Annotated in this window: 27 protein-coding genes; 14 read left to right on the top strand and 13 right to left on the bottom strand. The window is 53.7% G+C overall.

All coding sequences use genetic code 11. From position 1 onward, the window contains the following. Nucleotides 1–158 precede the first annotated feature (158 nt). A complete protein-coding gene (locus PFRI_RS14815) occupies nucleotides 159–923 on the top strand; it encodes a hypothetical protein (protein ID WP_072631483.1) in 765 nt (254 codons plus the stop codon). A gap of 18 nt (nucleotides 924–941) precedes the next feature. Next, nucleotides 942–1,688 carry a class I SAM-dependent methyltransferase gene (locus PFRI_RS14810; RefSeq protein WP_072631482.1) on the top strand — a complete coding sequence of 249 codons (747 nt, stop codon included), beginning with the start codon at nucleotides 942–944 and terminating at the stop codon, nucleotides 1,686–1,688. Here PFRI_RS14810 and PFRI_RS14805 read toward each other — a convergent pair. The 3 genes from PFRI_RS14805 to PFRI_RS14795 all read right to left on the bottom strand — a co-directional run bounded on the left by PFRI_RS14805 (nucleotide 1,615) and on the right by PFRI_RS14795 (nucleotide 3,750). After that, nucleotides 1,615–2,094 (bottom strand): VOC family protein, encoded by a 480-nt coding sequence (locus PFRI_RS14805; RefSeq protein WP_111445548.1) that lies wholly within the window; start codon nucleotides 2,092–2,094, stop codon nucleotides 1,615–1,617. The genes PFRI_RS14810 and PFRI_RS14805 overlap by 74 nt on opposite strands. Nucleotides 2,095–2,106: 12 nt before the next feature. Then, a complete protein-coding gene (locus PFRI_RS14800; protein WP_072631481.1) occupies nucleotides 2,107–2,709 on the bottom strand; it encodes a hypothetical protein in 603 nt (200 codons plus the stop codon). 99 nt (nucleotides 2,710–2,808) lie between these two features. Next, nucleotides 2,809–3,750, bottom strand: a complete 942-nt coding sequence (locus PFRI_RS14795; protein WP_281249324.1) for a glycosyltransferase family 2 protein — start codon at nucleotides 3,748–3,750, stop codon at nucleotides 2,809–2,811. 200 nt (nucleotides 3,751–3,950) lie between these two features. Here PFRI_RS14795 and PFRI_RS14790 point away from each other — a divergent pair, with 200 nt between their 5' ends. Continuing rightward, nucleotides 3,951–6,212, top strand: a complete 2,262-nt coding sequence (locus tag PFRI_RS14790) for a glycosyltransferase family 32 protein (RefSeq protein ID WP_245812405.1) — start codon at nucleotides 3,951–3,953, stop codon at nucleotides 6,210–6,212. On the opposite strand, the gene PFRI_RS14785 is transcribed toward PFRI_RS14790, so the two are convergent. From PFRI_RS14785 to PFRI_RS14770, 4 genes are read right to left on the bottom strand one after another with little or no spacing between them, the layout of a single operon-like run. Further along, the gene (locus tag PFRI_RS14785) at nucleotides 6,192–7,142 is read right to left on the bottom strand and encodes an aldose epimerase family protein (RefSeq protein WP_170124870.1); all 951 of its coding nucleotides are present in this window, start codon (nucleotides 7,140–7,142) and stop codon (nucleotides 6,192–6,194) included. The two genes, PFRI_RS14790 and PFRI_RS14785, sit on opposite strands and share 21 nt — an antisense overlap. Beyond that, nucleotides 7,135–8,067 carry a ParB N-terminal domain-containing protein gene (locus PFRI_RS14780; RefSeq protein ID WP_072631479.1) on the bottom strand — a complete coding sequence of 311 codons (933 nt, stop codon included), beginning with the start codon at nucleotides 8,065–8,067 and terminating at the stop codon, nucleotides 7,135–7,137. The genes PFRI_RS14785 and PFRI_RS14780 overlap by 8 nt, the downstream gene beginning before the upstream one ends. 4 nt (nucleotides 8,068–8,071) lie before the next feature. Then, nucleotides 8,072–9,403 (bottom strand): ParA family protein, encoded by a 1,332-nt coding sequence (locus PFRI_RS14775; RefSeq protein WP_084649712.1) that lies wholly within the window; start codon nucleotides 9,401–9,403, stop codon nucleotides 8,072–8,074. A gap of 36 nt (nucleotides 9,404–9,439) precedes the next feature. Continuing rightward, the gene (locus tag PFRI_RS14770; protein WP_072631478.1) at nucleotides 9,440–10,354 is read right to left on the bottom strand and encodes a helix-turn-helix domain-containing protein; all 915 of its coding nucleotides are present in this window, start codon (nucleotides 10,352–10,354) and stop codon (nucleotides 9,440–9,442) included. Nucleotides 10,355–10,902: 548 nt separating this feature from the next. Between PFRI_RS14770 and PFRI_RS14765 the strand changes: the two genes are divergently transcribed. From PFRI_RS14765 to PFRI_RS14740, 6 genes are all read left to right on the top strand, one after another. Beyond that, complete coding sequence (locus tag PFRI_RS14765) at nucleotides 10,903–11,631, top strand: 5-oxoprolinase subunit B family protein (protein ID WP_072631477.1); 729 nt, start codon at nucleotides 10,903–10,905, stop codon at nucleotides 11,629–11,631. Beyond that, nucleotides 11,628–12,632 (top strand): 5-oxoprolinase subunit C family protein, encoded by a 1,005-nt coding sequence (locus tag PFRI_RS14760; RefSeq protein ID WP_072631476.1) that lies wholly within the window; start codon nucleotides 11,628–11,630, stop codon nucleotides 12,630–12,632. The genes PFRI_RS14765 and PFRI_RS14760 overlap by 4 nt, the downstream gene beginning before the upstream one ends. Then, nucleotides 12,629–13,396 carry a LamB/YcsF family protein gene (locus PFRI_RS14755; protein WP_072631475.1) on the top strand — a complete coding sequence of 256 codons (768 nt, stop codon included), beginning with the start codon at nucleotides 12,629–12,631 and terminating at the stop codon, nucleotides 13,394–13,396. The genes PFRI_RS14760 and PFRI_RS14755 overlap by 4 nt, the downstream gene beginning before the upstream one ends. Further along, the gene (locus PFRI_RS14750) at nucleotides 13,389–14,705 is read left to right on the top strand and encodes a CoA transferase (RefSeq protein WP_072631474.1); all 1,317 of its coding nucleotides are present in this window, start codon (nucleotides 13,389–13,391) and stop codon (nucleotides 14,703–14,705) included. The genes PFRI_RS14755 and PFRI_RS14750 overlap by 8 nt, the downstream gene beginning before the upstream one ends. Before the next feature lie 109 nt (nucleotides 14,706–14,814). Then, entirely contained in the window at nucleotides 14,815–15,639 is an 825-nt protein-coding gene (locus PFRI_RS14745) for a bifunctional allantoicase/(S)-ureidoglycine aminohydrolase (protein ID WP_072631484.1), read from the top strand. Between the two features lie 205 nt (nucleotides 15,640–15,844). Further along, nucleotides 15,845–16,051 (top strand): cold-shock protein, encoded by a 207-nt coding sequence (locus PFRI_RS14740; RefSeq protein WP_072631473.1) that lies wholly within the window; start codon nucleotides 15,845–15,847, stop codon nucleotides 16,049–16,051. Between the two features lie 109 nt (nucleotides 16,052–16,160). On the opposite strand, the gene bhcR is transcribed toward PFRI_RS14740, so the two are convergent. Beyond that, nucleotides 16,161–16,985, bottom strand: a complete 825-nt coding sequence (gene bhcR, locus PFRI_RS14735) for an HTH-type transcriptional regulator BhcR (RefSeq protein ID WP_072631472.1) — start codon at nucleotides 16,983–16,985, stop codon at nucleotides 16,161–16,163. 175 nt (nucleotides 16,986–17,160) lie between these two features. Here bhcR and bhcA point away from each other — a divergent pair, with 175 nt between their 5' ends. From bhcA to bhcD, 4 genes are all read left to right on the top strand, one after another. Next, on the top strand, nucleotides 17,161–18,327 hold the full coding sequence (gene bhcA / locus PFRI_RS14730; protein WP_072631471.1) for an L-aspartate--glyoxylate aminotransferase BhcA: 1,167 nt from the start codon (nucleotides 17,161–17,163) through the stop codon (nucleotides 18,325–18,327). Nucleotides 18,328–18,331: 4 nt separating this feature from the next. After that, nucleotides 18,332–19,285 (top strand): beta-hydroxyaspartate dehydratase BhcB, encoded by a 954-nt coding sequence (gene bhcB / locus PFRI_RS14725; RefSeq protein ID WP_175549260.1) that lies wholly within the window; start codon nucleotides 18,332–18,334, stop codon nucleotides 19,283–19,285. Between the two features lie 12 nt (nucleotides 19,286–19,297). Continuing rightward, a complete protein-coding gene (bhcC, locus tag PFRI_RS14720) occupies nucleotides 19,298–20,461 on the top strand; it encodes a 3-hydroxy-D-aspartate aldolase BhcC (protein ID WP_072631469.1) in 1,164 nt (387 codons plus the stop codon). Between the two features lie 118 nt (nucleotides 20,462–20,579). Beyond that, nucleotides 20,580–21,545, top strand: a complete 966-nt coding sequence (gene bhcD, locus PFRI_RS14715) for an iminosuccinate reductase BhcD (RefSeq protein WP_072631468.1) — start codon at nucleotides 20,580–20,582, stop codon at nucleotides 21,543–21,545. Here the strand turns inward: bhcD and PFRI_RS14710 are convergent. The 5 genes from PFRI_RS14710 to puuE form a co-directional block, all read right to left on the bottom strand. Then, on the bottom strand, nucleotides 21,542–22,282 hold the full coding sequence (locus PFRI_RS14710) for a sulfite exporter TauE/SafE family protein (protein WP_072631467.1): 741 nt from the start codon (nucleotides 22,280–22,282) through the stop codon (nucleotides 21,542–21,544). The two genes, bhcD and PFRI_RS14710, sit on opposite strands and share 4 nt — an antisense overlap. Next, entirely contained in the window at nucleotides 22,276–22,587 is a 312-nt protein-coding gene (locus PFRI_RS14705; RefSeq protein ID WP_072631466.1) for a DUF1801 domain-containing protein, read from the bottom strand. The genes PFRI_RS14710 and PFRI_RS14705 overlap by 7 nt, the downstream gene beginning before the upstream one ends. 101 nt (nucleotides 22,588–22,688) lie before the next feature. Continuing rightward, nucleotides 22,689–24,017: a uracil-xanthine permease family protein gene (locus PFRI_RS14700; RefSeq protein ID WP_072631465.1), complete on the bottom strand. Its 1,329-nt coding sequence runs from the start codon at nucleotides 24,015–24,017 to the stop codon at nucleotides 22,689–22,691. 54 nt (nucleotides 24,018–24,071) lie between these two features. Continuing rightward, nucleotides 24,072–24,560, bottom strand: a complete 489-nt coding sequence (locus PFRI_RS14695; protein ID WP_072631464.1) for an ureidoglycolate lyase — start codon at nucleotides 24,558–24,560, stop codon at nucleotides 24,072–24,074. Next, nucleotides 24,557–25,954 carry an allantoinase PuuE gene (gene puuE / locus PFRI_RS14690; protein WP_072631463.1) on the bottom strand — a complete coding sequence of 466 codons (1,398 nt, stop codon included), beginning with the start codon at nucleotides 25,952–25,954 and terminating at the stop codon, nucleotides 24,557–24,559. Before puuE ends, PFRI_RS14695 begins: the two co-directional genes overlap by 4 nt. Before the next feature lie 145 nt (nucleotides 25,955–26,099). Here puuE and uraH point away from each other — a divergent pair, with 145 nt between their 5' ends. Beyond that, nucleotides 26,100–26,453: a hydroxyisourate hydrolase gene (gene uraH / locus PFRI_RS14685; protein WP_072631462.1), complete on the top strand. Its 354-nt coding sequence runs from the start codon at nucleotides 26,100–26,102 to the stop codon at nucleotides 26,451–26,453. The last annotated feature ends 218 nt before the right edge of the window (nucleotides 26,454–26,671 follow it).

The following is a 26,671-nucleotide window of genomic DNA, read 5'->3' as shown; positions in this document are numbered from 1 at the left end:
CGGATCATGCGGTTAGCTGAATCGTTCTACGGTCAGACGTCAACCCGTCAAAAGTCGGGTGCTCGAGGACTCTGTGTATAGTCCGTAAACAAAGTCACCTAAACGACACTGATTGTTCACACTTTGTTGGCAATGAGTCACAAAATGGGATTTCGAGAATGATTACCTTCGATCAAGCCATGGCTGCAATGGATGCGCCGCAAATCACTGAGATTGAGACGGAGTCACTCGACGATAGTGATGTTTTGAACCTGATTTTGCAGCGCTCCGAAATCATTCGTGATCAAGAGAAATATAACCGCTACATCAAAGCATGGACACGCGGAGATGACGCGCCCATCCTCGATCTGATCAACCGCATGGGCCGCGATACATTGATCCGTCGCGCGGGCGCTTTCATCTATCTAGAGTTCGAGCAGCTCCGCCATATCTTCGATAAGAAAACCCCTGAATACGTCGCTGATATCGGCTGCGGTTACGCGCTTTTTGATATGTTCCTTGCCAAAGAATACGACAGCAAGCTTGCGCTGATAAACCTTGAGAGCAACGACAACCGTCACTTTGGTTTCAAAGATTCAGGTGCCGCTTATTCCAGCCTCGCCAACATTGAAACCTTCCTCAAAGCCAACGGCGTGAAGAAGGGCAAAGTCAAAACGTATAACCCTGAAACTGATGATCTGAGCAAAATCAAAAAGCTCGATTATGCGTTCAGCTTTATTTCTTGCGGCTACCACTATCCGCTCTCCACCTACAATCAGTTCTTCCGCGATAGCGTTGGCAAGAACGGGCGCATGATCGTCGATATCCGCTCGCACACGCTGGGTGATACAATGCTTGAAGTCTCTGATCTCGGCTTTACCCGTGCGCTTGTCAAAGCCGCGAATAATAGCGCTGATCGTGTGATGATCGCCAAATCTCTTTAACTGCGAAAGACCTAACCCATGGCAATTCCTGACACACTCGCCGCCCGCCTGATCGAGACGGTAAAAGAAAACGACCTCGGTGGCAGCTTTGTGATGCTGGGCCGTCAACGTTGGGTCGGTAAGCGGCGCAAACGTTCTGCGGCCTTGTTCGAAGAGGTCCTCGCCAAGCATCTCCCCGATGTGGAAGAAGCAGACTTGGCCAACCCCGACAACGAATATGCAGAGCAGTTCTTTGAAAAGCTCGGTTTTTCGTCGGTGGACTCAATGGATTTCTCAGACTTCGAGAACGCGAGCATCATCCAAGATCTCAGTGGCAAGATCCCTAAAAAGTTAGAAAAAAAGTTCGACGTTATCTATGATGGCGGCACATGCGAGCACATCTTCGATCTGCCCACTGCCTACCGCAACATCAACAAAATGCTCAAACCCGGTGGTGTGTTGATTGGTCATTCGCCCTGCAACAACTGGGTGAACCATTCTTTCTATCAAATTAATCCCGAGATGGTGTATGGCTTCTGGGAAGGCACGCTCGGCTACGAGGTCCTGCATTGTTCTTTGCAGCCCCTTATGCCGATGCACGCGCGCAAGGTTGTGACGACGACGAACCCCAACATCACCGGCAAACGCCCGCGTCTTTCAGGTGCTTTGGCCGATGGCGGCATCATCTTGAACTACGCTGTGCGCAAACCGCTTAAGGGTGTGAAGAGCGGTGAAAAGGTTTATCAGACGGATTATGAAAACCGCTGGCAGGACGCAGCTGAGTAACGCGCGCGTCCTGAGCTTGCGGATTATGCGTCGCTAACCACCAAACGTTGCCGCAAGGGTCCGAAATTCCAGCCATGCGATCCCCATGCGGTCTATCGTTTGGTTCCATCAGCGATGTGCCACCCAATTCCAATGCGCGCGCATAAGCACTATCAGTGTTTGCAACATACAAATGCATCTGAGACGTGTTCGCCGGATAATCCGGCGCACTTTCATTGAGCATAATAACAGAATCACCGATGCGCAGCCGAGCGTGCTGAATCCGCCCGTTGTCATACCTGTTGTCTTTGATCACAGCTGCATCGAATGCAGCTGTCAAAAAAGCGATAAGTTTATCGCCTTCATCAACAGTGAAATAGGGCGTGATCCAGTGATAGCCGTCGGGCGTTTCGACTTCAGTGGTCACGTTAAAACCGCCCTAAAAATGCTGTGCGAACATCCCGATGATCTTCGTCATCTGATCCCGTGGCGGTGCCTTCTTCTTCACAGTAAAGCGCGCCATGTTGCCGACGACTTCCTCTTTATCAAGGAACTCTTCGAGCACATGATAGCCTTTGCGCCCTTCATAATCGTCAAACAAAAGCGTCGTTTTCTTGGTGCACTTCAACATCGCCGTCAAAGCACAGGCCACGCGGAAACGACCATCAACCAAGATCACATCAGGATGTTTGAAATCCTCAGTGTCCCAAATCGACAGCGGGTAAAGGTGATAGCGCTGAAATGCGCTGCCATCTTTCGGCGTGCCCCATTTGCCGGTCGGTCCAACATTCACATGCTGCATTGTCGGCATCGACACGGGCTGTTCTTGATCAAACCAACGACGCATCATCTTGGTCCAAACGCGACTGCTCTCGACTGAGTAAATCGTCTTGCCTGGCATTTCGGACGCCATCACGGTCGATCCCCCACTGCCATATTCAAGGATCACATCCGCGCCCTCATAGTGCTTGCGCACCAGTGCTCCGACTTCAGGAATGAACGTCAGCTCTGGCCGTTCCATGCTTTCGACTTCATCTTTCATCGGGTCGCTCTTCTTTCAGGAATGTGGCATCAAGATAAAACACCGTTGCACGAATGTCGTGCACAATCTTACGTAACGCTCGCTATTGTATCCAAACCGTCACGAATTAACGCTATCTTGCAAAGCAAGCGTCAGATCATCCATCTCAGGATCCATCTTCATCGCTGCCGCTTTGCGCTGATGCCACTCGACGGCTTTCTCATGCAATTCGCCTAAAACTTTGTCCGCTTTCAGCTCTTTCACCAGCTTGCGGTTGGCTGTCTTGTAGCGATCAATCGATTTGTCTTTCTCATCGTTCAAATTGAACTTATTCCAGTAATCCATGCCCAACACATGGCTAGAATGGTTCGCCCTGCCCCGCGCACGCTTGATCAAAAAACTCTCCATCGAGCGCAGCGCATAGTGGTTTACCTGCGCATGGGTGAACAACGGCGGATTTTCTGTGCGCGCGCCATCAACGACGTAATCCGCACCCCCCGGCAAAACGCGTTTGGTGTCGCCCACGTGTTCCTCCAACGATACGGGCGCATGCAGGCCCATACGCTGAAATTTGTGCTGGTTAGTGTAAATCGATTTGACGAATTTGCCTGTCAAAGGACGCTCTTTCTCGTCCCACTCAAATTCACCTTTGGTGAACTGTTCCGTCACTGGCGCATCTTTTAGCGCTTCAATCCCGTCAGGTCCGAAAATACGCCAAGGCACGGAAATCACATCCGCATCCTCGCCCGATCCCTCGATCAAAGCACGCACAGACCCGTCGCCCATATGCACGTTGAGATATTCGTCAACATCACAAACGAACACCCATTTGGCATCCATCACGATATCATAGCGTCGCGACGCCTGACGCAACGCCGAACGATGGATCCCCGCCTTGCGCACAATCGTATTGTGCTGGGTGACATAGCCAAGCTCTTGCAAACGCAATAAAATTTCAACCGTCGGGTCAGTACAATCGTTAGTGCAAACAAGAATATGATCAAAGCCCAAGGTTTTGTAATGCGCGACCCAATCCAAAATATAGGGCCCCTCATTCTTCATCGTTTATACGACTGTGTAAGTATCATTGCTCATATTTTGCCTCGCATGCCGACCACTACTTTGTAGTTGTTTCTATTTCGTGAACAATAACGCTCCAAGACGGTCCCACGCAAGCGCCATAGCTTTGGCGACACAGGCCCGCAGAAATTCACTGCTCATTTGTAATCTGGTGGTACACAAACACCACTCAAGACCCCAGGGTGACCCAAAATGACGCAGGCTTTCATGTGCTTGCACGAGGCGAGGACGAACAGATGGCGCGCAGACGCGAGGTCGGAACACTTTGGATTGGCGGACCCCTGAGCTGGATGGAACAGCTTTGTTTGAAATCCTTCGTCGACAAGGGCCAAAAGATCACTCTGTTCAGCTACGAAGACATCCCTAATGTCCCGGATGGCGTTATTCGCAGGGACGGGCGCGAGATTATCGACACCGATGATTTCATCAAATACGAGCAGAAAAACAGCTTTGCTTTGTTCGCCGACTGGTTCCGTTTGCACATGATCCACCAGTGTCCGGGCATGATCTGGATCGACACAGACGTCTATTGCCACCGCCCAATGGACTACGACAGTGACTATGTGTTCGGCTATGAATTGCCCGGTGAGCACCGCGTGAACAATGCGGTCCTTGGCATGCCCGCCGATAGCGAAATTCTGCGTCAGATGATCGCGTTTACCGATGATCGTTACTCCATCGCACCGTTTCTTCCTCGGAAACGACAAGGGGCGATGCGCAAGATGGCCGCCAAGGGCAAACCGGTCCATATCACCGAACAGCCTTGGGGCGTTTGGGGTCCGATGATGATCACCCATTATGTGCACGCGCTCAAACTGGAAGAGCATGTGCAGCCGCTGAATGCCTTCTACCCCATCACCTTCCCCGAGCGTTTCAAATTCATGCGCCGCGCGGAACTGGCCGAGGGGTTGATCACTGATGAAACCACCGCTTTGCATCTTTGGGCCTCTAACAAGCGTCAGCTCGGCAACAATCACGATGGTCTTGCCCCCAAAGACAGCTACCTCGAACGCCTCGTGAAAGAGCATAACATCAACCCAGCCCTGTCGCCAATCAAAGGACGCGGCAAGACCACGTTTGACGGCGCTCTGATCGATGATGTGGACCTTGGCGAAGTCTCCACCGTCGCGGACCTCACAGGCACCGCGCGCGGCTTTGTTCTGGCGCTCCATCACAAGTTCGATTGCGATGTGCATTTGGTGAACGCCAACCGTCGCGGCAAGTTCAAAGAGGGCGATGAAGCTTGGCTTGCAGAATACACCAAATTCCTGACCGACCATGAGGTTCCAGAGGACCGCATCAAGATTATTCGCTCTGAAAAAGAGCTGCGCCAAGTCGATGTGATCTGTAACCTGTCCGGCTACGGCGATCGTACGCGCGTGCCCTTCCTTGCCAAGTTTCTAGACGCCTGCATGCACTCCGACACACGCGTCTTTATGGATGTGCGCAAAGGCTCTGGGGCGTTCCCCTTCCTAAAGAATTACGGCACCAACACTGTGCTTTCGACTCGTGAAGATGATGGCGATGAAGTCACTCGCATTCGCGTCACGCCTAAACCTCCCGAACCTGCCGATGGGGGCGAGAACTGGGACAGACTCGCGACCGAACTCGCTGGCAATGACGGCTGGTATCGCTCGGGCACAAATGGACACAGCTTCCTCTACATGCCGCGCTCCACTGACACACTGGTGGTGACTTTTGATAACCTCGACATCGCGATGACCAAACGCGAAGACCGCCGTCCTTGGGGCTACAGTTTCATCAAGGAGCAAGGCTGGTCCATGCTGGGTGTCCTTGCTGGTGGCTGGACGTGGTATCGTGAGCAATGGGTCAGCGATCAGTTTGACCAACTCAAGAAAGACGGCTTCTTTAAACAGTTCAATCGCGTGGCCTTTTACGGCGCCTCCATGGGTGGCTACGCTGCTTGCGCATTCTCTCCTGCGGCACCGGGCTGTGACGTTGTTGCCATCTCTCCTCAAAGCACCGTGGACAAGTCTGTGGTCCCTTGGGAGAGCCGCTACAAAGTGGTCTGGGACCGCGATTTCTCAGGCAAGTATGGCGATGCCGCGTTAGTCTCTAAAAAGGCGAATAGAGTCTCAATTCTCTATGATCCCTATGAGCCACTCGATGCGCAACACGCCGCCCGTTTCACCGGCAAAAACGTGCAACACTTGCGCGCCCCTTTGCTCGGCCATCGCCTTGGGTCTTCGCTCAATCAGATGGGAATCCTGTCGCCCATTATCCTTGGCGCGCTTGATGGAACTTTGACGAGCGAGGAGTATTACAAACTGCTACGCACCCGTAAAACATCCCCCCGCTATCAGCGTGAGTTGTTCAAGAAAGCCGTCAGCAAGGGCCACACGGACCTCGCCAAATCATTGGGCGAACATATCCTCAAACAGAACCCGAACCGCGCTGTTCGGCTAGGAATGCGCGCTCTTTGAGAAACGAAATTCCGTGACGGATTTGCAGGTCTCCCCAGCCTTCAACACCATGCTCGGAAACCCTTCGTGGTTCACCGCGTCGGGCCAAACTTGCGGTTCAATCGCCAGTCCTACGCGCCCCAGATGCGTTGCGTCATAGATCTGTACACCAGCCTCTGTGCTCGCCACTTCCAGCGCAATCCCGCTCGCTTTGCTCTTCAGCCACAACACAGGCTCTAGCGCGCCGCGTTCCGGCCTTATGCAAAAGTTATGGTCCATCTGAGCCGTTCCAATTTCGCGTATCTGCCTGAAATCAAACTGCGTACCGGCAACATTTCTTTGCTCACCCGTTGGCACCTTATTGGCATCAATCAGCAAATACTGCTGCGCTGCAATCCTCATCTCATGCGCGTTGATATTCGCCTCGTCAGACAGCGTCCAATACCCGTGCGATGCAAAGGCGCACAACGTCTCTTGATCGCTCTCAGCGCTGATCTCTAAGCGCAGCGTTGCGCCTTCCAGTGAGTAGCGCGCAGTTACATCCAAAGCGCCGGGAAACCCCATATGTCCGTCAGGCATATGCAACGTCAAAACCGCATGCATCGCACTTTGATTCTGCAGCGTCCAAACCATCTGGCTCGATCCGTCAGGACCACCGTGCAGACAGTTTCCACTTTCTTCGTTTTTATCGAGGTTGATTTCACGCCCAGCGACGTTTGCGCGCCCTTGCCCAATCCGGTTTGCAACACGTCCCACAATCGCCCCAAAATACATGAGGTGCTCAACATAATCCTCAAGCGTGTCACCGCTCAGAATAACGTTTTGCCCACCGATTTCGACCTTTTGAAGACTCGCACCATACGTGATGATCGAGACACTCAAATCGTCGCTTGCAAGCGTAACCCGCTCAACCAAACGACCATCCGGCATGTGCCCAAATACGTCAGTCACGCAGAAATTTCCGCCGCTCAAACAGATACTGTGCAAAGTCATCCGCGACCTCTTGCGGATCAATCGCTTCTAGCCCCTGCCCTTTCGCAATCAACGTCACGCCACCCTTCGCGGATTTTATATCCACGGATATATCGTCCCGCTTGGATGCCCCTGACCGATCTATCGGTTTTGGTTTCGGCGCTGCTTTCGCACCACGTTTAAGCTTTGGAATAATCGCGCGGTACGCACGCTTTGGCGTCGCTTCGATATCCACTTCTGCAACGATCTTTTCGCGCAGAGATACACACGCCAGTCCTAGCGACACATCGCCTTGAGAGACCGACAAACGCTCTGCGATATCTTCCTGCGTATGATCTGACAGGCTCTCAGCCAACAATCCAATCGATAGCAATTCCTCGAACCCATTTAGGTCCTTGCGCATCGTATTTTCATGGAACCGCTCTTCCAAATCCGCAAGCGCGGCATCCCCTTGATCCGTTGACAAGATAGCCAAAACAGGAAGCCCAAGTTGGCGACATGCCTCAACCCGACGACGCCCCGATTGAACCGCAAACTGCGCGTCTGTTTGCAACGGCGTATCTGCGTTCGGCTGCCAGTTCGGCTCAACCGCCCGCACACGAATAGGCTGGGTTTGACCCCGACGCGCAATATTTGCTTTCAGCGCATCAAAGGCAACGTCACCCTGCCAATCACCGATCCGGTCACTGCCTGTTTGATCAATGATCTGAGCAGGATCAAGCGTGAGCGCAACAGTCCCGTTCAAGATGCCAGACACGAGCGATCCATGGGTGTCTTCGATCCTTTGCTTGAGCAAATTCATCGCAGACCCAGCCCACATCCCGCCCATCGCAGGCTTTGGAGCGACGCTCACTTCCTCCTCAAGAGGGGGCAAACCAGCATCAAGTTTCCGTTTTCTAGCCATCTCTCTAACTCCAACGATCTTTGATAAACGCATCCGCAAAACCGCGCTTTGGCAATTCCGGCCAAACCCGCTGAACAAGCGCGTCATTCACCGCATTCGCATTCGCCATAAACGCCCGTGCAGACGTTCGACGCGATTTAGGCGGCAGGTATTCGTAGATACTTTTGTACTCTTCCGACGCATTCGCGATTGCATCAGATCTGTTATACCAAACCTGCAAAATCTCACGTGGCGCGCGACGATAGAGGTCCAAAATTTGATCCGTATCTTGGTTGTTCTGCTCCTGCACGATAGTTGGTAAAACCACATGCGCGCCGCTACCGACTTCGATATCGGCTTCAAACCCCATGATGAATTCGAGGTATTCACCAATGTTTGACACATAGGTCGACAAGGTCGCGAGATCGAAACCTTTCATCGTTTGTGGGATGACCACCGTGTCCGCTGCGATCAATCCGTTGAGCTGCATTAAGGTTAATGAAGGCTGCTGGTCGATGACGATTACATCCACGGTTTCTTCGAGCGCATTCATATAAGTCGCATGATCAAACGAGCCGTCTTTCTTGCGCAAATCAGCAGCGCTCGTCTTGGCACCGTTCTCGCTATCCCACCTTGCGATGGCTTCTTTCAGGATACGGTAAACAGGGATTTGCGACTGACGCGATAAGAAGAACAAGCTGATATCACCGTTCTGAATATTCGCCCCACCTGGGATCAGCTTGATGCCCGGCCAAGGGGTCTTTTGCCAAATTGCGTTCAACTCTTTTGGCGTTGGCGTGTTTAAAGTTTCCGCACCAGGGTCATCCACACCCATGAAATCCGCAAGGGTAGGGGTGTCTGGTTGAAACAGGGGAAGGGCTTCATCGGCGAAATAGAGGCTCACTGTTGCCTGAGGGTCCGCGTCAATGACACCAACACGAAGGCCATAGAACAGGTTGATGTATTGCGCGAAATGCGCGGCAGAAAGGCTTTTGCCTGTACCGCCTTTTTGCGCGCCAAAGGTCACCACTTTCACAGGATCGCCGGGTTTGCGCCAGTGAAGGTGCTGACGTCTTGCGCCTTTGTTAGAGCCTATAATCGAGCGAATGAGCATAATCTCTGATGGCGAAAATGTGCGTTCACGGCCGATCTTTTCACCGTCTGGGAAGGCCTCTTCCTCGTTTGAAATACGCGCCAAATAGGTCACGTCGACTGAAAGCAGTTCAGCAACTTCCTTCATTGAGAAGCGTCGTGCGACACGTGTGCGTAGGGTGAGGTCGCGTTGGAGCTTAGTGTTCACGCTGCCCATGACGCGGGTCATGTTGCGGATAAACTGCTCGAAATTTCCGTAAGCCATAAAAATATATCCGCGGATATAGAGTTGAGAGATGCGTCAAGCAGCTCGGTTAGGCGCTAAACTGAGGGAAGCGCCGGAGTGTTGCAACTTCTTTCGCGAGATTTCCAAACGTTTTAGAAATTGCTCTAGCATTTTGAGCATGCCTTCTTCGCGGTTGTTGGAGTGAGCTGCACTCAAAAACAAGTCGAATTGTTCCAAAGTTGGCGGCTTGCGCCAATGTTTCTGCCAAGTCGTTTGGATAGATGTTCGCAGATGATCAAAGCCAGTTTCAGTTACTTTGTTCTTGGATAATTTGGTGATCTGTTCATCCAATTGCTCTGAAGAAATGCTTACCGCCCTCTCAGCCCACAACTCAGCGAGCGCTGTCTTTAGCGTTTCTTTGCTAAGTGGTTTTGGCCGTTCAATTGTTAACAAGTTTCGCGTGTCGTGAACCAAATTATCATCCACGACACCCTGAAAGTGAGGGAAGGGCGTGTTGTTCGTATGCTTTTTCCAAGAAGAAAAAATATCTTTTACATCACGACCGCTAGGAAGTTGTTTTTTATGTTTATGATTTTTAGAGTTTACTCTGCGTTCAGCGGATTGAACGCTGCGTTCTTCTTTCTGAACAGGTTCGTCAGTCTTTGGTCTAGCCAAATTGCTGCGCCATGATTTCCAAAAAGTCACGCAATACTTGAGGCGGTAATTGTAGCCATTTGCCATTTTCTGGGAGGTCGTCTCAATCAATTCTATTTCGCGCAGCTCTGCGATGTATCCTGAGATAGCAGCTTTGGAGCGGCCAATACGTTCGCTGAGTTGACCAAGTGATGGCCAGCATTCACCGGTGCGATTGGCCATGCGACAGAGTTCAACAAGAAGTCGGAACGCACCGGGGGACATGTCGATGTTCATGACATCGCAAGGAAGCGCAACAAACCCTTTTGCAGGGTCGAAAGTGAGAGAAGAGGCCATAAATATCCGTTTCCCCGAAGCCTAAAGCTTGCGGTGATTCTGGCATTCTGCTATCAAAGGATTAGGAAAAACGTGATAGCGAAAGCTGTTCGTTGTGGGCTTTGAGTGGTTGCAGCCATTCAGAGCCCTTTCTTTTCGGGAAAGGTAATTTGGTTTTAGGACATGATTTTTCCTTGCTCGATGTTATGTACTCCGCACGCCTCACAGTGATACCCTGTGTTTATAAGCGCCGAAGCCTTCCTGTACTTTGTTCTGTCTCTGAGACCGATTTTGATCTTTTATACGTTGTATTACGACTATCTATGCCGCGAATACCATGTTTATGGCAAGACATTCTATGTTTTGAGATGGCATTGGTGCGAATGTAGTGTGAAGCATTTTACCTAAATGACTGAAAACAAAAGATTTCATCTTTTGGGCTCGGAAAGGTACGGGGTCATCTTGGGCGCATATTTATGCAACCTTTTCGAATCATTCGCCATTTTCCTATGCACTTGCGCTTCTGTGAGCGGCATGGTGCACTGAATTAAACCTGAGAATAGAGCGTTATGAACGAAGCGACACCAGAGCGATTCCCGAAGATGTCTTTTGTTGGCATCGATGGTGTTTTGGTTCGGTTTGGAGCGAAAATGTGTGACGCGGCGAATGCAGCGGCATTGGCATTTCATCAGCACATAGAGAAGATTGCGCTCGTGGGGGTTCTGGAAGCTGCGCCGTCTTTGACGGCCGTGTTTTTGAGGCTCGATCTGGATGCGGATCTGGAGCGTTTGGTTCACAGGATTTCGAAAGAAGTAGACGCGAAGAACTGGTTTGAGGATCCATTGGAGAAGCGACGGAAGTGGACAATTCCGTGTAGTTTTGATGGCCGCCAACTCACTGAGGCGGCGCAACTTGCGGGGGTGAGCGACGCGCAAGCGGTTGCGCAAATCACCGCGACTGAGGTGCGCGTTTTGACTTTGGGGTTCGCGCCCGGGCAGCCATATTTAGGTAGTTTAGACTCTCATTGGGACATCCCGCGCATGGATGGGATTGCGCCGAATGTGCCTGCTTGCGCGCTTGTCGTGGCAGTCGGGCAGTTGATTATTTTCGCCAACGAAGCGCCAACGGGATGGCGCCATATTGGGCAGACGGCGTTTCGCTGTTTCGATCAGAGCCGCGCTGAGCCATTTGCATTTCAAGCAGGTGATTTGGTGCAGTTTCAGAGTGCAACGCCTAGCGAGATTGAAGCGTTACAGAGTGATCGGTTTGGCGGCGCTAAGCTTGAGGTGTTGTCGTGACGCCTGCCATCGAAGTCATCAAAGTTGGGCCAGCAGTCACGGTGCAGGATGCCGGCTGGAGTGGAACGCTGGCGAGTGGTTTGTCGCGTGGCGGCGTAGCGGACACATTTGCGTTGAGTTGTGTTGGCGCGTTGTTGGGGCAAAGCGATACGGCTGTTTTAGAGATGGCTGGATTTGGTGGCACGTTTAAATTTGTGAACAACGCGCGGATTGCGATTGCTGGTGCTGGGATGGATGTGCGGCTCGATGGAAGTGCGTTGCTGAATAATGCGGTGCATCGCGTAGAGGCGGGGCAGGTGCTGGAAATCGGCGCTGCGCGCACGGGGCTTTATGGATACCTTGGGATTGGGGGCGGATTTGTGACGCCGAGGTTTCAAGGATCGGCGAGCACGCATCGCGGGGCTGGGCTTGGCCAGGTAATCGAAGCTGGGCAAGTGCTGGCGATGGGTGTGGACCCAAAGCCGGAGCGTGTTGGGTTGGTCCTCCCGAATATGCCAAAAAGCAGTGCCGCGATCAGAGTTGTGGCGACAGCGCATACGGATTTGTTTTCAACACAGGTACGCGCGCGGTTTGAAGAGACGGTTTTTACGCGTGGGGCCAAGGGCAATCGGCAAGGGGTTGCCTTGGAGAGTGGTGAGAGTTTCGCGTTAGAGGGTGGGCAGTCGATCCCATCAGAAACGGTGATCCCAGGTGATATCCAAGTGCCGGGGCAGGGCGCGCCGTTTGCGTTGCTTGCGGACAGTCAAACAACTGGCGGTTATCCGAGAATTGCGGCGGTGCTGCCGTGCGACATTGCGCAGATTGCGCAGGCGGTGGCTGGGGATGAACTACGGTTCAAATTTATCAGTCGCGAAGAGGGTATCAAGATTGAGCGCGCAGATCGCAAGGCGCGCGCGCAATTGAGTAAACGCTGCGCACCGATCTTGCGTGACCCTGCGCAGATGAATGACTTATTGTCGTATCAACTCATCAGCGGCGCAATATCGGGAGAGAGTGAATGAGTAAAACAGTCGATTTGAATGCGGATATGGGCGAGAGCTTTGGTGCTTGGTCGCTGGGCAATGATTCAGCGCTTTTGGATATTGTGACGTCGGCGAATATCGCTTGTGGCTTTCATGCGGGCGATCCTGATGTGATGGCGCAGACGATGAAGTTGGCGGTGGAAAAGGGTGTCGGGATTGGTGCGCATCCGGGGTTTCCTGACCTGCGTGGGTTCGGGCGGTATCGCATGCATTTGCCGCTGGGGCAGCTTGGCAATGCGGTGCGCTATCAATTGGGGGCGGCGCAGGCGATGGCGAGAGTTGCGGGCGGGCATGTGCGGCATTTGAAATTGCATGGTGCGCTGGCGAATATGTGCGCCGAGAATTACGAGATGGCGCATGCGTGTTATAGTGCTGCGTTAGAAGTTGATCCCGAGATCATCATCATGGTGCTTGCGGGCACGCAACAACAGAGCGCGGTTGAGGCATTGGGTTGTGTATATGCCGCGGAGATTTTTGCGGATCGTGCGTATAATGACGATGCGACGCTCGTGGATCGTTCATTAAAGGGAGCGGTCATTCACGACGCTGATTTGGCGGCCGCGCGCATGGTTGAGATGGTGCAAGAGGGTGCGATGATCGCGCAGAGCGGGAACCGCATTCCGACGCGGATTGATACGATTTGCATGCATGGTGACACCCCCGAAGCGGTTGAGATCGCGCGCGCTGTCAGGGCGGCGTTGGAGCAGGCTGGCATCACGATAAAGGCTTTTCCGCATGGCTGAGATTAATCCCTTTTGGGATGAGCTGTGTGATGGGGTTTTTGGTGAACCTGTCGCGCCCTACGGCGTAACGGGCGAAGGGCATTTGCCATCGTATTTTCGCACATCTGATCTGGCAGAGGCGTCAATTGGCTTGGCGGGCGTTGCTTTGGCGCGGCTTGGGGCGCATGGAAAGGTGGTTGTTGATCGCAGGTTGGCGTCGCTTTGGTTTGATATGACGTTGCGCCCTCTTGGTTGGGAGGCCGGTTCGCTCTGGGATGCGATTGCGGGCAATTATCAATGCAAGGATGGCTGGATCCGGTTGCACACCAATGCGCCCCATCACCGCGATGCGGCGTTGTCGGTTTTGCAGGTAGCGTTGGATCGCGATGCGGTGGCGAATGCAGTTCAGGAATGGGACGGTGAAACGTTAGAGGCGGCGATTGTGGCCGCACATGGCTGTGCGGCGTTTATGAGGACTTCGCAGGAATGGGAGGCGCATCCGCAGGGAAGGGCGTTGGCTACGGAGCCTTTGGTGCATTGGGAAGATCATGGTGCATGTGCGCCGCGCGAGGCGTCGCTTGAGGAGCTGAAAGTTCTGGATTTGACGCGCGTGTTGGCAGGGCCTGTGGCGACAAGATTGCTGGCTGGATTTGGAGCGGACGTTCTGCGCATTGATCCACCGACTTGGAATGAGCCGAGTGTCGAGATGGAAGTGACTTTGGGCAAGCGTTGTGCAGGGCTTGATTTGCGGCAAGCGGATGATCTGGCCCGTTTGAAAGAGCTGATGCGAGAGGCGGATGTGTTTGTGCACGGGTATCGCGCGGATGCTTTGGAAAAGCTCGGGCTGGGGGTAGAGGTGCGGCGCGCTTTGAACCCTGAGATGATTGATGTGAGCTTGAATGCTTACGGATGGAGCGGGCCGATGGTCGCGCGTCGTGGTTTTGATAGTTTGGTGCAAATGAGTTGTGGGATTGCTGCTGCGAGTGGCGCGGGCAAACCTGTGCCGCTGCCTGTGCAGGCGTTGGATCATGCGACGGGGTATTTGGTCGCTGCCTGTGTTTTGGAAAGTTTGAGGGCGCGGTCTGAGGGCGTTTTGAAATCGGCTAAGCTCTCGCTTGCGAGGACGGCACGGTTGTTGATGCAAGAGACGTGCGCGTTTGAGCGCGAGGGTGCGATTGAAAAAAATGCACGCGATTTTAGCGATATGGTTGAAGCGACTGGGTGGGGAGATGCACATAGAGTGACACCGCCTTTGAAGATTGATGGCAAAGCGCCCAAGTGGCATATTCCTGCGGGGCCTTTGCGACGTCACAGTGCAGCTTGGGCCTAAGAAACAGATTTATTTTCAAATATTTCAGAAGGTTCCTTTCTTTATTCGCTCGCTTGGCGAGTGGGGTCTGCGGCGCCAAGTTCAGTGCAATCAGCTGCAGGATCAGATCATGACAAAACGCACATATTTTGCGCCACACGGCGGACATCCTGGACAGGAGCAAATGCTCACCAGTCAAGCGGTGTTCACCGAGGCCTATGCTTTCCTACCCGCAAGCACGATGCGCGATATTGTGACCAGCTTTTTGCCGTTCTGGGAAAAGACCCGTCTTTGGGTGATTGCGCGTCCGATGACGGGCTTTGCAGAGACGTTTTCGCAATACATCATGGAAGTGCAGCCCGGGGGTGGGTCTGAGCGCGCGGAACTGGATAAGTCAGCCCAAGGCGTTCTGTTTGTTGTTGAGGGCGAAATTAGCGTCAGTTTCAAGGGTGAAACCCATGTGCTGAACGAAGGCGGGTATGCCTATCTGCCTGCTGGGCTTGATTGGACGTTGGTGAATGACAGCGATGCGGTCGCACGTTTTCATTGGGTGCGCAAAGCCTATCAAGCGATTGAGGGTCTGGATGCGCCCGATCCGATTATCGCAAACGAGAATGATATCGCGCCAACTGTGATGCCGGATACGAATGGGGGCTGGGCGACGACGCGCTTTGTGGATCCGAATGACATGCGTCACGACATGCATGTGACGATTGTTACGCTTATGCCCGGAAATGTGATTCCTTTTATGGAGACGCATGTGATGGAGCACGGGCTTTATGTGCTTGAAGGCAAAGCGGCTTACAAGCTGAACGCGGATTGGGTCGAAGTTGGTCCGGGTGATTTTATGTGGCTACGCGCCTTTTGTCCGCAAGCATGTTACGCGGGAGGGCCCGGACCGTTTCGATACTTGCTTTACAAGGATGTGAACCGGCACGCCAAGCTTGGACTGTGATTCAGAGGCGTTGCGCAAGCGTCATTTTGCCGAACGCTTAAGAGGTCATGTTTCGAATCCCTTGCAATTCAAGGGCGAGAGTTCTATATGACAAATGCGACGTTACCACTATCGACCCAACTGCTCCTACTACGGCCCAGTCTTCGATCTTGCACTGACTAGCCGACCTGCCGCATTCCGTGGGCAGTATATTAGGAGAATTACGATGGCTACTGGCACCGTAAAATGGTTTAACACTACAAAAGGCTTCGGCTTCATCGCGCCAGACGGCGGCAGCAAAGACGTGTTTGTACACATCTCTGCAGTTGAGCGTTCCGGCCTTACAGGTCTTGCTGACAACCAGAAAGTTACTTTCGACATCGAGCCCGGCCGTGACGGTCGTGAGGCAGCGGTTAACATCGCTCTGGCATAAGCCAGCGGTCCTTCGGGACCTGTTTGAGAGTTAAAATTGAGAAGGGCGTTTCATTTTTGAAGCGCCCTTTTTGGGTTTTGGGGGGATCGAATTTTCTAGAAAATTCAGATCAGCGCGTGGATCCGAGGGCGAAAGAGATATCTTGCGCCGCGCGCATCACGAAAGCAGCCAGTGTTTCTATTTGATCTGTGCTTACACGCGTGGTCGGGCCGGACACTGAAACGCCAGCGACGACTTCGCCATGGGCATTGTGAATGGGGGCTGCGATGCAGCGCATGCCCAGATTCTTCTCTTGATCATCAAGAGCATATCCGCGCGTGCGTGTGAGTATCATATCCGCCGCGAGCGTTTCAGGAGTGGAGAGCGTGTGCGGGGTAAATGTCTCTAAGCCAAGTGCTGCAAATCGTTTGAGTCGTTTTTCATCCATATGTGCGAGCAGGGCTTTGCCGATGCCAGAGGCGTGCATTGCCGACAATGTGCCGGGGGCGAAAAAGGCGCGGATGGGGGCGTTGGTTTCGACCTGAGAGACGAACAGCACAGAGCCGCTTTTTTCAATCCCGAGGTTGGCGGTTTCGCCTGTTTGCTCCATCAAGAGGCGCATGACGGGGCGCGAAACATCAATCAGGCTGGTGCGGCGCAAGAAGGTCGAGCCGATCTGATACGCCTCTGGACCGATGTGCCAAGTCTGGTTTGCCTCATCCATTTCAACGATGCCATGCAGCGCAAACGTGGTCAGCACGCGGTAGAGCGTCGCGGGGGATTCTTTCAAAGCGCTGGCAAGTTCGCTGAGTGTCGCGCTTTCGATTTGGGCGAGTTGCGACAGAACGCCAAGCGCGCGGTCCAGTGATTTGATCGTATTCTGCTCTGTCTTTTCGTTGAACGCACGGGGACGGCCACGGTGGCGCGGGGTCTTGGAATCGATGGATTTTGGCATGGATCAGGCCCTCATTTAGAACTTTATGAAAATAGCATTCATAATATGAAAAAATCAAGACTCTGAAAATAAACAATTTTTTTAACCAAACGACATTTGAAAAAAGATTTCAAAAAAATTTCAACCAGTGGCCTTAGACACTATCAAGAGGGGGCACTAAGTCAGGAGAAGTGTCGTGAGTTTTCAGAACCCAGTCTTCATACCAGGTCCAACGAATATGCCAGAGGAGATTCGTCTTGCCACTTATATGCCAACGATTGACCACCGCTCGCCTGTGTTTGGTGGGATCCTACATCCTTGTCTTGACGGTGTCCGTCGCGTTCTGAAGTCTGAGACGGCGCATATTTTCATTTTCCCATCCACAGGGACGGGCGGTTGGGAAACAACCCTTACGAATACGCTGAGCGCTGGAGATAAAGTGCTGGTGGCGCGCAATGGGATGTTCAGTCATCGCTGGATTGATATGTGCGAGCGGCATGGTTTGGACGTTCAGGTTGTGGATGTTGCTTGGGGCGAGGGTTTGCCGGTTGCCGAGTATGCTGCGATCTTGAAGGCGGATAAGGATCACACGATCAAAGCGGTTTTAGCGACGCACAACGAGACGGCAACGGGCGTGAAATCTGATATCGCTGGTGTGCGTGGCGCGCTTGATGCGGCCAATCATCCGGCGCTGTTTTTTGTGGATGGTGTGTCCTCAATCGGCTCGATGGATTTTCGCATGGACGAATGGGGTGTCGACGTTGCGGTGACGGGTTCGCAGAAGGGATTTATGCTGCCTGCGGGTCTCGCGATTGTGGGCTTTTCCGAGAAAGCGCGCGCTGCTGTAGAGAGTGCGACACTGCCCCGTACCTTTTTCGATATTCGCGATATGGAGAAGGGGTATGCGGCAAACGCGTTTCCTTACACGCCGCCAGTTGGACTGATGAACGGCTTGAAATGCGCGATTGAAATGATCGAGGCGGAAGGCTTGGAGAATGTGTTTGCGCGTCACACGCGGATTGCGACAGGTGTGCGTCATGCGGTTGAGGCTTGGGGGTTGGAGCTATGCGCGAATGCGCCGGAGCTTTATTCAGATAGTGTCAGCGCGATCCGCACACCGGAGGGGTTCAACGCAACGGATATCGTGACACGCGCGGATGAGCAGTATGGCATGGCGTTTGGTGTTGGACTGGGCGACGTGGCGGGCAAAGTGTTTCGCATCGGGCATCTGGGGATGTTGACGGACGCGATGATGTTGTCGGGTCTTGGCGTTGCGGAAATGGTGATGAAGGACCTCGGGTTGGACATCAAGCTTGGCTCTGGCGTGGGCGCTGCGCAAGAATTTTATCGGTATGGGAGCTAAGCGGATGTATATTCCGACTTATCAGGACATGCTGGACGCGCATGAGCGCATCAAGCCCTACATCAACCGCACGCCTATTCGCACGTCGAAGTTTCTCAATGAACTCACAGGTGCGGAGCTGTTCTTCAAATGTGAGAACTTTCAGGAAGCAGGCGCGTTCAAAGTGCGCGGCGCGAGCAATGCAGTGTTTGGGCTGAGTGATGCGCAGGCTAAGCTGGGCGTTGCTACGCATTCCTCGGGGAACCATGCATCCTGCCTGAGTTACGCGGCGATGTTGCGGGGGATCCCGTGCAATGTGGTGATGCCAAGCACGGCGCCACAAGCCAAGAAAGATACGGTACGCCGTTATGGTGGTGTGATCACGGAGTGTGAACCATCCACGAGCGCGCGCGAAGAGACGTTTGCGAAAGTACAGGCTGCATCAGGCGGTGATTTCGTGCATCCCTATAATGATCCACGCGTGATTGCGGGGCAGGGGACTTGCGCAAAAGAATTCATGGAGCAGGTCGACGGTTTGGACATTGCGATGGCGCCGATTGGCGGTGGTGGAATGATTTCGGGGACCTGTTTGACCCTGTCACATCTGGCTCCTGAAGTGCAGATTATTGCGGCAGAGCCGGAGCAAGCGGATGATGCCATGCGCTCGTTCAAAGCAGGCTACATCATCGCGGACGATGCGCCCAAGACGATTGCCGATGGGTTGCTGGTGCCGCTGAAAGAGCGGACTTGGCATTTCGTATCCAACCATGTCACCGACATTCTGACGGCCTCCGAGGAAGAAATCATCGCCGCGATGAAGCTGACGTGGAAGCACTTGCGGATTGTTATGGAGCCGAGTTCAGCGGTGCCTTTGGCGACAATTTTGAAGAACAAAGAGCGGTTCGCAGGCAAGCGGGTCGGGATCATAATCACAGGCGGAAATGTCGATCTCGACAAGCCGCCATGGACACTGAATTAAGGAGAACGCGCGATGAAAGATATCAATTTTGACGAGCTGGAAGTTGGCTACGACGTGCCTGCGATCCCTGGTATGGACGAAGGCGATATTCAGACGCCTGCTTTGGTGCTCGACCTTGATGCGTTAGAGCGCAACATCAAGAAGATGGGCGATTATGCGAAAGCGCACGGGATGCGTCACCGCGTGCACGGCAAAATGCACAAGTCTGTCGATGTGGCGAAACTGCAAGAGAGCCTTGGCGGTGCTTGTGGTGTGTGCTGTCAGAAGGTGTCAGAGGCGGAAGTGTTCGCACGCGGCGGCATCAAGGATGTGATGGTGTCGAACCAAGTGACGGATTTGGCGAAGATTGATCGCTTGGCGCGGATGCCAAAGTTCGGCGCGCGTGTTTTGTGCTGTGTGGATGATCCTGAGAACGTCGCGAACCTGTCAGCAGCGGCTGTAAAGCATGGCACGCAGATCGAAGCGCTTGTTGAGATTGATTGTGGCGCGGGGCGGTGTGGTGTGACGAGCACTGCGGATGTGGTGAAGATTGCCAAGATGATCGACGCGGCGGAAGGTCTGAAGTTTGCAGGCATCCAAGCCTATCAAGGCGCGATGCAGCATATGGATTCATACGCGGATCGTAGCGAGAAGACAGGTATTGCGATTGGCATGGTTGAGGATGCTTTGGCGGGTTTGAAAGCGGTTGGTCTTGAGTGTGATATCGTCGGTGGTGGCGGCACAGGGTCGTATTATTTCGAGAGCAATTCCGGCGCGTTTAATGAGCTGCAGTGTGGGTCCTACGCGTTCATGGATGCGGATTATGGGCGTATCCTCGATAAAGAGGGCAAGCGGATTGATGAGGGCGAGTGGGAGAATGCGTTGTTCATTCTCACGACTGTGATGAGCCATTCCAAAGCGGACAAGGCAATTGTTGATGCTGGTTTGAAGGCGCAATCGGTGGATAGTGGTTTGCCGACGATATATGGGCGCGATGATGCGGTTGAGTATTTGAAGTGCTCGGATGAGCATGGGGTTGTCGGGGATCCTGACGGCGTCTTGAAGGTGAACGACAAGTTGAAGCTGGTGCCCGGTCACTGTGATCCGACGTGCAATGTGCATGATTGGTATGTGGGTGTGCGTGGTGGCAAGGTTGAAGTTGTTTGGCCTGTGTCTGCGCGCGGAAAAGCGTATTGATTTCGGATCGCTTACGCGATCCGACCGGTGCGAGGGGCTTGCCCCTCGCACGCCCACTTTTTTAGGATGGGGCTTTGCCCCCAAACCCCCAGGATATTTTTAAAGAGAGGAAACATACATGTGGATTGTTCCTGAGCGTGAGATTGCTGATCTGTTGACGCGGGACGCGTCGTTTGATGCTGTTGAGAAAGTGTTCGCAGCAATGGCTGCGGGGGATGCGTATAATTTCCCTGTGATCCGTGAGGCGATTGGGCATGAGGATGCTCTGTATGGTTTCAAAGGCGGTTTCGACGGTGTGGGTGGTACGCTTGGGCTGAAAGCCGGAGGGTATTGGCCGCATAATTTGGAAAAGCGTAACTTGATTAACCATCAATCGACTGTGTTTCTGTTTGACCCTGATACGGGTAAAGTGGCGGCGATGGTTGGGGGAAATTATCTCACAGCGCTTCGTACAGCTGCAGCGTCATCGGTGTCGATCAAGCATTTGGCGCGCACGGATGCGAAGGTTATGGGCATGGTTGGTGCGGGGCATCAAGCGACGTTCCAGTTGCGCGCAGCGTTGGAGCAGCGGGAGTTTGAAAAGGTTATCGGGTGGAACTATCACCCAGAGATGCTGCCCAATATCGAGAAGGTTGCCAATGAAGCGGGTGTACCGTTTGAAGCGGTTGAACTCGAAGGGTTGGGTGAGGCGGATGTTGTGATTTCGATCACCTCGACATTTGCGCCAACGATTATGGCGGATCACATCAGTGCGGGCACGCATATCGCGTGCATGGGGACCGACACAAAAGGCAAGCAAGAGGTCGAAGCGGCGCTATTGGCGCGTGCGACTGTGTTTACGGATGAGGTGGCGCAATCCATTTCGATTGGTGAGGCGCAGCATGCAATTGAGGCAGGGTTGATCCAAGAAGCGGATGTGCATCAGATTGGCGCTGTGATCAACGCCACGCACAAAGGTCGTACATCGGATGATGAGATCACGCTGTTTGATGGAACGGGTGTTGGTCTTCAAGATCTCGCCGTTTCAGCGGCGATTGTGCGCATGGCGATTGAGCAGGGCGTGGCGATTGAGGTCGATTTCTAGCGTAGGAAAAAGATCGCGGACATGCCGAAACCTATGGCCGCGATGATACCTTTGATCACTGATTTTGGCAGCGCGCGCGCAACGGGTGCACCGGCGTAGCCGCCCAGTGTTGCGCCGACCATCATGAGGATCGCTTGGGGCCATTCGACCAATCCTGCGAGTGCGAAGATGAGAACAGAAATGGCGGAGAGTGCGAAGCTCAACCCGTTTTTTAGCCCGTTCATCAGGTTGATGTCTTTCATCCCCCAGAGCGTGAACAAGGCCAGCAGGATAATTCCAAGACCGCCGTTGAAATATCCACCGTATAGGCTGACGGCGAAGAGACCGATTGCGCCTTCGGGTTTCATCGCTTTTGCGCGGCGCGTGGCCATTGCGCGCAGTTGATCGCCAAAGAGAAAGGCGAGTGTGGCAAGGAGCAGCAGATAGGGAACAATGCGCGCGAAGGCTTCGTTCGAGGAAACGAGCAAGAGGGCGGACCCGACTGCGCCCCCGATCAAAGTGATAAGGATCAAGCGGAGCATGCGAGGACGTGCGATTTGTTTGAGTTCCTCGCGAAAGCCGAGTGCGCCACCGAGGTAGCCGGGAAAGACAGCAACGGCGCTGGTGGCATTGGCGGCGACGATGGGAACACCAGTGAAAACGAGCGCAGGGAAGGTGAGGAAGGACCCGCCGCCTGCGATCGTGTTCAAGAGGCCCGCGCCGATGGCAGCGGTGAAGAGGATGATGAGGTCTAGCATTTATGGGTGAGAACCTGTTCCAAAAACGCACGCGGGTTCTTGGCTGTGATGTCATCCAGAGTGTAAAATTTTAGGTGCCGACGCAGTTTGCCAGATCCTTCCAGATGGCTGTCGGGGTCATCCAGTTCAGAGCCTTTGGAGAATTCCATCGAGACGTGGTCCTTGTAGGTGAAAATGCCGCCTACGAAGGTTTTGTCGTCTCCCTCGTTTGGACACATCACGTGGCCGCCGTATTTTGGGACAAGGCGAAAGTCAGGTGCGATTTCGCCCACCAGTTCTGCAAGAGTGTCTTTGATGTCGTCCATGTGCGGGTCTCCTTGGTTGGCGGTGAGCCTACACAGGGCATATGAAAAAAGGCGCCCCAAAACGGAGCGCCTTTTCTAAATGTTTGTGAGTGAGGGGAAGCTTACGCTTCTTCCATGTCCTTTGGTAGAACCAAGTTCAGAACAATCGCCATAAGCGCGGTTGGAGCAACCGCAGATGTTGCGAGTGTCTTCACAACGCCTGGCAGATACTGAACAGCAGTTGGAACAAGGTTAAGACCCAGACCAAACGCGAGGCTGACAGCGATGATGATCATCGTGCGGCGTGTCATCTTCTCTTCTGCAAGAACGTTAAGGCCAGCGGCCGCAACCATACCGAACATCACGATCACACCACCGCCAAGAACTGGCAAAGGCATGGAGGCGATGATTGCGCCGATCTTTGGAACCAAGCCACAGACAACCATGATCGCACCAGCAATCGTCACAACGTGACGCGACATAACACCTGTCATACCGATGATACCCACGTTCTGGCTGAAGGATGTGTTTGGCAAACCACCGAACACGCCTGCAACTGCGGTACCAAGACCATCAGCGTATGTTGCGCCTGCGATCTCTTTGTCTGTTGCTTCACGGTTTGCACCAGCTTTGGTTGTCGCAGATGCGTCGCCCACAGTTTCAATCGCGGAAACGATAGAGACCAACGTGACGGCGATGACTGCACCGAGGTTGAACTCGAAGCCGTAAGGCAATGGCTGGATGGATGTGATCCAACCGGCTTTTGCAACAGCGCCGAAGTTAACCATGCCAAGTGCGAACGCCAGAGCATAACCCGCCAGAAGGCCGATCAAGATTGCCGCCATGGACAGGATGCCTTTGGTGAAGAACTTCAGGATCAAGGACACAACGATCACCGTTAGGGCAACGGACCAGTGCTTGAGGGAACCGAAGCTTTCCGCTTCCATCTGGAACGTCGCCGCGCCACCCGCTGCGTATTTGATCGCAACCGGAATGAGGTAGAGACCAATCGCCAGAATGACGAGACCTGTGACCAATGGTGGGAACAGGAAGCGGATCTTGTGAATGACAGAGCCAAGCAAGAAGTGGACAACGCCACCGATGATGCAAGCTGTGAGCGCAACGCCCAAACCTTGTACCGCTGCGATACCTGCGAGAACACCAACGAATGCGAAGGATGTGCCTTGCATAATTGGCAAACGCGCGCCAATTGGACCAACGCCGACTGTTTGGAACAGTGTCGCGATACCCGCGAACAGCATGGCCATCTGGATCAGATAGACTTGCTCGGCACTCCCGAATGCAAGGCCAGCGGCGCCTGCAACGATGATGGATGGTGTGACGTTAGACGCAAACATTGCCAAAACGTGCTGTGCACCAAGCGGAATTGCTTGGCCCATTGGTGGAGTTGTATTCGGATCGCTATATGCGCCCATCGATGTATCAGCCATTGGTATTCTCCCCTTCATAGCTGTGAGTGTGGACCGCTTCTGCGTCGGCCATATTTAGCCCCTTACCACAATATGTGGGGTTGGGAGCGAAAATTCTTGTAGGTTATTACCATCGCCAATGCGATCAACAACAGCGAAGTGCCCTGTGCCGCTCAGCGGGGTTAGAACGCCGTGCCATGTGCCTTTGTGGAAGTTGATGGCTTGGCCGGGTTTTGTCTCGAATGCGACGGGTGTGCCGGGTTTGTCGTTCTGATCGGGTGCGACGATGACAAGGAAGCCGTCGTTGCTCATCGGGACAAAAGCTTGGCTGCCGAGCGGGTGACGTTCGAGCAGATTGAACTCGTAAGGCAGTGTGCGGATTTCGGCGTTGAACAGGCTGAGGCCTGCACGTGCGCCATCGAACGCCATCTGCGCGCGGTCATTGTAGCGCCCACATTTACCAAGGTTAATGATCGCATCCGGATCGCCTGCGCAGTCGATCAGATCACCGTAGGGCGCAAAGGCCGCGGCGGTGATGGGTTGGATGGTGATCTCTACGCTCATGGGAGGATATCCATCAGGCGGAAATCTGCGATGCGTTCGACCTGTTTGCAGGCCTCTGCAAACTCGGTGGCGTGGTCGTTGTTGATGCGGCGGTTGAAGGCGTCGAGAATGCTGGCTTTGTTATGATCGCGTACGGCGATGATGAAGGGAAAGCCGTGCTTGGCAACGTATGCGTCGTTCAGTTTGGTAAACGTCGCTTTTTCATCGTCGGTGAGGAAATCGAGACCTGCGGCGGCCTGTTCAGCGGTGCTTTCCGCAGTCAGACTATTGGCCTGCGCAAGTTTGCCTGCAAGATCAGGGTGCGCTGTGAGCACGCCGAGACGTTGCTCTTCGCTGGCAGAGCGGAAGATGCGGCACAGCGCGTTGTGCAGGCCGATGGCTGTGTCATGGGTGCGTCCGAGTTCAAGGTCATATGCGCCGTCAGCGATCCAAGGCGAATGCTCGAAAATAGAGCCGTATTTGGCGACGAATGTCTCGCGGCTCATCTCAGAAGGGCGTTCATATCGCGTGTGTGGATTTGTTGCGGCCCAATGATCTGCGATCTGCTCGCGCGTGGCGAACCAGACGCCTTCGTGAGAGTTGGCGTAGGCGAGGAAATCTTGCAACGCTTGCGCGCGACCGGGACGACCCATGAGGCGGCAATGCAGGCCAATCGACATCATGCGACCACCTTCGGCGTAGAGCACATCAAAGCTCGCTTTCAGATATTCAAAGAAATGCGCGCCTGTGTTGAACCCTTGCGGTGTGGCGAAACGCATGTCGTTGGCGTCCATCGTGTAGGGCACGACGAGTTGGTCATGTTCGCCAAATTCCATCCAGTAGGGCACATCATCGGCGATGGAATCAGCGACATATTTGAAAGAGCCGTTTTCGGCGGCAAGACGCACGGTGTTGTCAGAGCAGCGCCCAATGTAGAGCCCAACCGGCGCTTCACCGACGACTTCTGTGTGCAAACGGATCGCTTCGTTAAGGTCGGCGGTTTCGACCTCGGGTGTGGCGTCTTTGTATTCGATCCACTTGAGACCATGACTGGCGATTTCCCAGCTCGCGTCCTTCATGGCACGCACTTGCGCAGGGGCGCGGGCGAGGGCGGTGGCGACGCCGTAAACGGTGATCGGAGTGTTCTCAAGGAGACGGTGAAGGCGCCAGAAACCAGCGCGCGCGCCGTACTCATAAATGCTTTCCATGTTCCAATGACGTTGACCGGGCCAAGCCGCAGCACCGACGATCTCGGACAGGAACGCCTCTGACGCGGCATCGCCGTGGAGGATGTTATTCTCGCCACCCTCTTCGTAGTTCATCACGATCTGCACTGCGATTTTCGCATTGTTTGGCCAATTCGCGGCTGGCGGTGTCGCGCCATAGCCATGCATATCACGAGGGTAACGAGTCATTATGGTCTTCTCCTAAGTGAGCCTCTGATAAACCAGAAGATTAAAAAGTTTTTTCAAAAAAAGCCGAATGCACTATCGGATTGATCAAACTTTCGCCGTGATAGAGAAAGATGCCACATAATCAAGCAAATCAGGAGTGAGCGCGATGGCCGGATATTTGACGACACATGTTTTGGACACGGCCCGCGGCTGCCCTGCGGCTGGCCTAGAGATTGAGCTGTTTCGCATCTCGGGCGAGAAGCGCACCAAGCTCAAATCGGTTGTGACCAACGCAGATGGCCGCACGGATGCGCAGATTTTACCTACGGATGAGTTCGAGCTGGGCGAATATGAGCTGGTGTTCCATTGTGGCAGCTATCTGGAGGCTTGTGGTGTTGCCCCTGAAAGCCCGCGTTTCTTGGATGTTGTGCCAATCCGTTTCGGCATGTCAGAGGCTGCGCATTATCACGTGCCGCTTTTGTTGTCGCCGTTTGGGTATTCTACGTATCGGGGGAGTTGAATAGCGTTGTTTTGAGAAGCGTTAGTGAATTAGATATCAGGCCTTATCGGATTTTGACCGCTTGAAATGACTGTCGAGCACGAAGTGTCGAAGGTCGGGTGTGCGGTACAAGGACGAAGCCGCTGCCGCGGCAATGGCGCTTGTTGCGGGTGTTCTGGGCTGCCTTTGGCCGAGTGCATTTTGAGATCTAGCGAACCTGTTTGACGATTGGGGCTTCT

The sequence above is a fragment of the Planktotalea frisia genome (assembly GCF_001890925.1).
Taxonomy (GTDB): Bacteria; Pseudomonadota; Alphaproteobacteria; order Rhodobacterales; family Rhodobacteraceae; genus Planktotalea; species Planktotalea frisia.
This window is presented reverse-complemented; position numbering and strand designations above follow the sequence as displayed.

Excerpts from the sequence above, each read along its gene's own strand:
- bhcB (WP_175549260.1), top strand. The coding sequence starts at position 18,332 with ATGTATATTCCGACTTATCAGGACATGCTGGACGCGCATGAGCGCATC.
- PFRI_RS14810 (WP_072631482.1), top strand. The coding sequence starts at position 942 with ATGGCAATTCCTGACACACTCGCCGCCCGCCTGATCGAGACGGTAAAA.
- bhcC (WP_072631469.1), top strand. The coding sequence starts at position 19,298 with ATGAAAGATATCAATTTTGACGAGCTGGAAGTTGGCTACGACGTGCCT.
- PFRI_RS14700 (WP_072631465.1), bottom strand. The coding sequence starts at position 24,017 with ATGGCTGATACATCGATGGGCGCATATAGCGATCCGAATACAACTCCA.
- puuE (WP_072631463.1), bottom strand. The coding sequence starts at position 25,954 with ATGACTCGTTACCCTCGTGATATGCATGGCTATGGCGCGACACCGCCA.
- PFRI_RS14705 (WP_072631466.1), bottom strand. The coding sequence starts at position 22,587 with ATGGACGACATCAAAGACACTCTTGCAGAACTGGTGGGCGAAATCGCA.
- PFRI_RS14695 (WP_072631464.1), bottom strand. The coding sequence starts at position 24,560 with ATGAGCGTAGAGATCACCATCCAACCCATCACCGCCGCGGCCTTTGCG.
- PFRI_RS14750 (WP_072631474.1), top strand. The coding sequence starts at position 13,389 with ATGGCTGAGATTAATCCCTTTTGGGATGAGCTGTGTGATGGGGTTTTT.
- uraH (WP_072631462.1), top strand. The coding sequence starts at position 26,100 with ATGGCCGGATATTTGACGACACATGTTTTGGACACGGCCCGCGGCTGC.
- PFRI_RS14745 (WP_072631484.1), top strand. The coding sequence starts at position 14,815 with ATGACAAAACGCACATATTTTGCGCCACACGGCGGACATCCTGGACAG.
- PFRI_RS14755 (WP_072631475.1), top strand. The coding sequence starts at position 12,629 with ATGAGTAAAACAGTCGATTTGAATGCGGATATGGGCGAGAGCTTTGGT.
- PFRI_RS14710 (WP_072631467.1), bottom strand. The coding sequence starts at position 22,282 with ATGCTAGACCTCATCATCCTCTTCACCGCTGCCATCGGCGCGGGCCTC.
- PFRI_RS14770 (WP_072631478.1), bottom strand. The coding sequence starts at position 10,354 with ATGGCCTCTTCTCTCACTTTCGACCCTGCAAAAGGGTTTGTTGCGCTT.
- PFRI_RS14800 (WP_072631481.1), bottom strand. The coding sequence starts at position 2,709 with ATGAAAGATGAAGTCGAAAGCATGGAACGGCCAGAGCTGACGTTCATT.
- PFRI_RS14795 (WP_281249324.1), bottom strand. The coding sequence starts at position 3,750 with ATGAAGAATGAGGGGCCCTATATTTTGGATTGGGTCGCGCATTACAAA.
- PFRI_RS14780 (WP_072631479.1), bottom strand. The coding sequence starts at position 8,067 with ATGGCTAGAAAACGGAAACTTGATGCTGGTTTGCCCCCTCTTGAGGAG.
- PFRI_RS14815 (WP_072631483.1), top strand. The coding sequence starts at position 159 with ATGATTACCTTCGATCAAGCCATGGCTGCAATGGATGCGCCGCAAATC.
- PFRI_RS14775 (WP_084649712.1), bottom strand. The coding sequence starts at position 9,403 with ATGGCTTACGGAAATTTCGAGCAGTTTATCCGCAACATGACCCGCGTC.
- PFRI_RS14740 (WP_072631473.1), top strand. The coding sequence starts at position 15,845 with ATGGCTACTGGCACCGTAAAATGGTTTAACACTACAAAAGGCTTCGGC.
- bhcR (WP_072631472.1), bottom strand. The coding sequence starts at position 16,985 with ATGCCAAAATCCATCGATTCCAAGACCCCGCGCCACCGTGGCCGTCCC.
- PFRI_RS14765 (WP_072631477.1), top strand. The coding sequence starts at position 10,903 with ATGAACGAAGCGACACCAGAGCGATTCCCGAAGATGTCTTTTGTTGGC.
- bhcD (WP_072631468.1), top strand. The coding sequence starts at position 20,580 with ATGTGGATTGTTCCTGAGCGTGAGATTGCTGATCTGTTGACGCGGGAC.